Origin of the sequence: Ochrobactrum teleogrylli (genome assembly GCF_006376685.1) — a bacterium.
Lineage (GTDB): Bacteria > Pseudomonadota > Alphaproteobacteria > Rhizobiales > Rhizobiaceae > Brucella > Brucella teleogrylli.
Genome location: NZ_VEWL01000035.1, coordinates 1 through 2,112, shown reverse-complemented (window position 1 = coordinate 2,112; position 2,112 = coordinate 1). Strand labels below are relative to the sequence as shown.

Genomic DNA, 2,112 nt, shown 5'->3' with positions numbered 1-2,112 from the left:
AAGGCCGCAGGTTCAAATCCTGCCCCCGCAACCAAATCATCACAAAAGCCCCGCATAAACAATGCGGGGCTTTTGGCATTCTAAGGGCGAGTGGAAAGGAAGGGGAGGGCAGCAGCGGTCGAGGATGTGAAGTTTTACCTTGTTAGATTGGTACGAACCGCGATAAGCCGGTGACAGGTATCACACCTCAAGATGCATAATCTTATAGTTCTCCTTCCGATGGGGACCGGTTATGCCCTAATTGGACAAGCACTATGACCACGCATACCACCAGCCACGGCCTCAACGACCTTTCCGCGCTCATTCAGCAACTCTCGGACAAGGCGGAGCCGGATCTGATCGAGATCCGTCGCGATATCCACGCCCATCCGGAAACCGGTTTCGATGTGGAGCGGACGGCTGGTGTCGTAGCGCGCGAGCTGAAGCGTCTGGGCATAGAGTATCAGACGGGCATTGGCCGGACCGGTGTTGTAGGTTTGATCAAAGGTGGGCGCCCGGGGCCGACGCTGGTTATCCGCGCCGACATGGATGCGCTGCCCATCGAGGAGCAAACTGGCCTGCCTTTTGCCAGCACGCATCAGGGCAAGATGCATGCCTGCGGTCACGATCTACATACGGCGACGCTGATCGGCATAGGCAGCGTACTCAAGGAAATCGCGCCGCGTCTCAGTGGCAATGTGAAGTTGATGTTCCAGCCCGCTGAAGAAACGCTGGAAAGCGGCGCCCGCGCCATGATTGCTGACGGTATTCTGGACGGTGTTGACTATGCGCTCGGTTTTCATAACCAGCCTGAAGAACCAACCGGCACCTTCACCTTCGTGGAGGGCGTGGCCAACGGCTCGTCGGACGAGTTCGACATCACCGTTCATGCGGCTTCCGGCCATGCGGCGCGTCCGCATCAGGCGGTCGATCCGATTGTCGCGACAGCGCAGCTGATCAATCAGTTGCAGACCGTGGTGTCGCGAGAAGTCGACCCGATGCACACCGCTGTGCTGACCATCGGCTCGATCCATGGCGGACACACGCATAATATCATCCCGGATGCGGTGACGCTGATGGGCACGGTTCGTTGTCAGGATGCCGCGACGCGCAATGTGGTCGAGGCCGCAGTGCGGCGCATCTGCGCCGGGCTTGAAGCCTCGATGCGGGTGCGCTGCGAAATCAATTATGTGCGAGGCGTGCCGTCAATGGTGTCCGATCCTTATTTGATCGAAACGACGGGCGCGGCCATTCGCGAACATTATGGCGATGTCTATTTCAAGCGCGGCGGCAGCCTCGGTTCGGAAGACTTCGCCCTGGTGGCTGAGAAGGTGCCGTCGTTCCAGCTGGGCATCGGTGCATCGCAGGAAGGCCGTAACGACAAGCTGCACAATTCCGATTATCAGCCCGACGAACGCTCCATTAAAAATGGTGTCGTTGCGCTTTCGCTGGCGGCGATCCGTATTCTTTCCTGATGCAAAAAAGGCGGCCATTTTGGCCGCCTTTTTCTTTTGAGATGAAGCGCGAGATCACGCGCAGAGATATTTGCTCGACAAAGCATGGATGTGATTGGTGCCGATACCGCAGCAACCGCCGATAATGCGTGCGCCGTTCTTCACCCAGCGCTGCGCCCAGCTGCCATAGGCATCTGGATCGAGATCGGCGCGTACTTCCGTCACCGTCGCATTGGCTTCTTCGTCGCCCTGCTGGGATGGAAATGCATTGGCATAAACGCCAACCGGAATGTCCTTGCCGAGTTCATCGAAGACGTTCTTTGCTGCCAGAATGGCGGCGTCCATCACTTCCGGCATGGCGCAATTGAAAAGTAGCGCTTCTGCGCCGAGCTCGGCGGCAAGACGCGCACCTTCGGCTACGGTTTCGCCTGAACGAAGCTGGGCCTCGCCCATATCTTCCGGCGCAACATCATCGCGCAGCGTATAGGACACCCAGAGCGGCTTACCGGTGCCGCGCGTGGCTTCATGAGCGGCTTTCACTTCCGCGAGGCTGCTCTGCGTCTCAGCCAGCCAGAGATCGACTGATGGCGCAAGACCGTCAACCAGAACGCCGAGCAGTTCGCCCGCACGCGCCGGGTCGAACAGGTCCGGCTGGTAGGAGCCAAAAACCGGCGGCAGC

General features: G+C 58.9%; 2 protein-coding genes. One reads left to right on the top strand and one right to left on the bottom strand.

Features of this window, described 5'->3' with window-relative positions:
* Positions 1-254 precede the first annotated feature (254 nt).
* Entirely contained in the window at positions 255-1,454 is a 1,200-nt protein-coding gene (locus FIC94_RS22275; RefSeq protein ID WP_140026464.1) for a M20 metallopeptidase family protein, read from the top strand.
* A 54-nt stretch (positions 1,455-1,508) separates the two neighbouring features.
* Here the strand turns inward: FIC94_RS22275 and FIC94_RS22270 are convergent.
* Positions 1,509-2,112, bottom strand: a 604-nt coding sequence (locus FIC94_RS22270) for a homocysteine S-methyltransferase family protein (protein WP_140026463.1), incomplete at its 5' end; no start/stop codon positions are given.

Excerpts from the sequence above, each read along its gene's own strand:
- FIC94_RS22275 (WP_140026464.1), top strand. The coding sequence starts at position 255 with ATGACCACGCATACCACCAGCCACGGCCTCAACGACCTTTCCGCGCTC.